The organism is Bacillus sp. JJ1521, from assembly GCF_036965165.1.
Taxonomy (GTDB): domain Bacteria; phylum Bacillota; class Bacilli; order Bacillales; family Bacillaceae_L; genus Ferdinandcohnia.
In genome coordinates, this window is sequence record NZ_JBALOX010000186.1 from 1 (window position 1) to 3,561 (window position 3,561).

4 protein-coding genes and 1 tRNA gene are annotated in these 3,561 nt (G+C 38.5%); all 5 read left to right on the forward strand.

Going from position 1 to position 3,561, the window contains the following annotated elements; genetic code table 11:
• Positions 1–286: 286 nt before the first annotated feature.
• The 5 genes from V7147_RS21105 (at position 287) to V7147_RS21125 (ending at position 3,521) form a co-directional block, all read left to right on the forward strand.
• Positions 287–1,345 carry a GerMN domain-containing protein gene (locus V7147_RS21105; protein WP_335369778.1) on the forward strand — a complete coding sequence of 353 codons (1,059 nt, stop codon included), beginning with the start codon at positions 287–289 and terminating at the stop codon, positions 1,343–1,345.
• A 112-nt stretch (positions 1,346–1,457) separates the two neighbouring features.
• Positions 1,458–2,207, forward strand: a complete 750-nt coding sequence (gene rph, locus V7147_RS21110) for a ribonuclease PH (RefSeq protein ID WP_335369779.1) — start codon at positions 1,458–1,460, stop codon at positions 2,205–2,207.
• A complete protein-coding gene (locus tag V7147_RS21115; RefSeq protein ID WP_335369780.1) occupies positions 2,208–2,813 on the forward strand; it encodes an XTP/dITP diphosphatase in 606 nt (201 codons plus the stop codon).
• Entirely contained in the window at positions 2,810–3,319 is a 510-nt protein-coding gene (locus V7147_RS21120; RefSeq protein ID WP_335369781.1) for a metallophosphoesterase, read from the forward strand. The genes V7147_RS21115 and V7147_RS21120 overlap by 4 nt, the downstream gene beginning before the upstream one ends.
• Before the next feature lie 125 nt (positions 3,320–3,444).
• Positions 3,445–3,521, forward strand: a tRNA-Arg gene (locus V7147_RS21125).
• Positions 3,522–3,561: the final 40 nt, after the last annotated feature.

Below are 3,561 nucleotides of genomic sequence, written 5' to 3' on the forward strand. Positions count from 1 at the left end.
CTTTTGGGGGTCGGTACCGAGTGGGGCTTTTTTTGTTTGGGCTATAAAAAAATGGTGAAATTAAGTTTAAAAGTACATGCTTGAAAGAAAAAAGGTTGAGCATGTCCCGCAAGAAGTGTTTCGTTATACATGCTCGGCAGAAAAATGGCATAGCCTGCAATGAGGAAAAACGTTACGATCAGTTTGAAATCAAAACATTTTGTCCATTTTTTTCACTAAAAAACGGTCTAATTTGAAAATAGGGCTCGTATACATAGTAGTACAAACTGCCTTAGGAGGGAAAAGAATGCGTAAAATAACTAAATCTGCAATAGCTGCTACAGTGGTTACTTCAACGGTATTACTATCAGGATGTGGCTTATTTGGTGGAAAGGAAGAAGCGAAGCAAATGGATCCACCAAAAAACGAAGCTGTTGATGAGTCGGTGGCGAAAGGGGAAAACCCAGCTACTGAAGCAACTGATCAGGAGGAAGCAGCTACTGAAACAGTAAAACGTGACTTGTATTTGATTGATGAAAATGGGCTAGTTGTCCCTTATACTGTTGATCTACCAAAACAAGATGCGGCAGCAAGACAGGTATTAGAGTATTTAGTTGCAGGTGGTCCGTTAAATGAAATTTTACCAGACGGATTCAGAGCGGTTATTCCACAGGATACTGTAGTGGATGTAAACTTGAAAGATGGAACAATTACAGCCGACTTCTCAAAGGAATTCTCAAACTATAATAAAGAGGACGAAGAGAAAATTTTAGAGGCCATTACTTTCACTTTAACCCAATTTGAAAATGTGAAAAACGTTGTTATCAGCGTGAATGGTTATCAATTAGAGGAAATGCCTGTTAACGGCACGCCGATTCCGGGAGACTTAAGTAGAGCGGATGGGATTAATATCGATAATAGTGGTGTAGTCGACATTACAAATAGTCGTCCTGTGACTCTCTATTTCTATGCGCAAAATGAAGCTGGCGAGTACTATGTGCCAGTAACGAAGCGAATTGAAAATACTGGAGATGACAGGGTGGCTGCAGTAGTAAATGCATTAATCGATGGACCGACTATGGGTTCAGAGTTAATTAGCGAAATTCATCAAGATGTAAAACTTTTAGGGGCTAAAATGGAAGATGGGAAAGTTACACTCGACTTCAACGAAGCAATTTTTGGAGCTTTTAATGAGGATATGATCTCCAATCACGTAATTAACTCATTAGTGTTATCCTTAACTGAGCAGCCTGAAGTAAAGGGTGTCGCAATTACAGTTAATGGTAAAGATGTTGTTGCTGAGGATGGTAAATCATTGACAGAACCAGTAACTCGTCCGGCAAATGTGAATACAGGTAGTTTCTAATAAAACTGGATGTGGACATTGTTCACATCCGTTTTTTTTGTGGGGTACGATAGAAATGCAAAATTTTGCTATACTATATAAAGTATGATTGGGTAGACAGGGGGTTTTTATTTTGAGAGTTGATGAACGATTACATAATCAGCTTCGACCGATTCGGCTTGAAATCAACTATATAAAACATCCAGAAGGATCTGTTTTAATATCAGTTGGAGATACAAAGGTAATTTGTAATGCGAGCATTGAAGACCGGGTGCCACCGTTTATGAGGGGGTCTGGTAAGGGTTGGATCACAGCTGAATATTCAATGCTACCAAGAGCTACTGAGCAGAGAAATATCCGCGAATCTACTAAAGGAAAAATTTCGGGGAGAACAATGGAAATTCAACGACTTATTGGGCGTTCCCTTAGATCTGTTGTTAATCTTGAGCAGCTTGGTGAAAGAACGATTTGGATTGATTGTGATGTTATCCAAGCGGATGGAGGAACAAGAACGGCATCGATAACTGGCGCTTTTGTCGCGATGGTTCTAGCGGTCCATAAAATCTATCAGAGTAAAAAAATGAATTCATTTCCAATCACAGATTTTTTAGCTGCTATTTCGGTTGGAATTGAACCGGAAATAGGGGAAATCCTTGATTTAAATTACCTAGAAGATTCAGCTGCAAATGTTGATATGAATGTTGTAATGACAGGTACGGGTGAATTTGTAGAACTGCAAGGAACAGGGGAAGAATCTACTTTTTCACGCGATCAACTACAAACATTATTAGAACTGGCGGAAAATGGGATAAATGAGCTAATTCAAGCACAGAAAGACGCATTAGGGGAATTAGTAAACTTAATTGGAAAGAAGGATTCATAAGTGAAAGAAATCATGATTGCTACTAAAAATAGAGGGAAGGTAAAGGAATTTAAAGACTTATTTGCAAGTCAGGGTGTAGAAGTGAAGTCCTTACTAGATTATCCGAATATAGAGGATGTTGAGGAGACTGGAGAAACATTTGCTGAAAATGCACAATTAAAAGCCGACACAATTGCAAAAAAACTTCACATACCAGTTATAGCAGATGATTCAGGTCTTGCAATCGATTATCTAGATGGCAGGCCGGGCGTTTATTCGGCAAGATATGCGGGCGAGCATAAAAATGATCTTGATAACCTTAATAAAGTTTTAGAAGAGCTTAAAGGGATTCCGAATGAAAAAAGGACAGCTAGATTCCACTGTACATTAGCGTTAGCCATTCCGGGTGAAGAAACGGAAATCGTTGAGGGAACTTGTGAAGGTGTCATTACAGAGAAACCTGTTGGAGAAAATGGATTTGGCTATGACCCGATTTTTTATGTGCCTTCAAAAGGTAAAACAATGGCTGAGTTGTCAAAAGACGAGAAGAATCAGATTAGTCATCGTGGGAATGCACTCAGAAAGCTGGATGAACTTCTTAGGGATCGTGAGGAGTTTCAAAGATGAAGGTACTAATTATTAGCGATAGCCATGGGTTAACAAAGGAATTACTCGATATTAAGGAACGTCATAAAAACGATGTGGAATTTATGCTCCATCTTGGGGATTCTGAGCTTTCTTCACAATCTGAAGAAATGAGTGGATTTTCGGCAGTGAGAGGAAATTGTGATTTTGACTCGAACTTTCCTGATGATATGATTGTTCTTTTAAATGGGGTAAAGGTCTATCTTACCCATGGTCATTTACACAATGTGAAGATGACATTAATGAATCTAAAATATCGTGCACAGGAAGTCGGTGCATCAATTGCTTGTTTTGGCCATTCGCATTTAGCGGGTGCTGAATTGATTGATAATATTTTGTTTATTAATCCTGGTAGTTTTCGTTTGCCAAGAATGCGTAGGGAAAAAACGTATGTTATTGTAGAGATAATTGACAACCAAGCTGATGTTGTTTTTTACGATAGTGAAGGTAATATAGTTGAGGAGTTATCAACGAAGGTAAAGTTATGATACAATAGCAAAGGGAGTAAAATTTGCTCCCTTTAGAAAATTTTTCATTAAAAGTTGTTGACATCTGATTTCTATCTGACTATAATAATAAATGTCGCTGATAAGTTTACGACAAAAAATAATATGTCCCAGTAGCTCAGCCGGATAGAGCATACGCCTTCTAAGCGTACGGTCGGGAGTTCGAATCTCTCCTGGGACGCCATTTTACATAATCAATCACAAACACTTCTTTTCATAAAAAT

Bases quoted from the DNA above. Each gene is read 5' to 3' on its own strand.
- V7147_RS21105 (WP_335369778.1), top strand. From the start codon at position 287: ATGCGTAAAATAACTAAATCTGCAATAGCTGCTACAGTGGTTACTTCA.
- V7147_RS21120 (WP_335369781.1), top strand. From the start codon at position 2,810: ATGAAGGTACTAATTATTAGCGATAGCCATGGGTTAACAAAGGAATTA.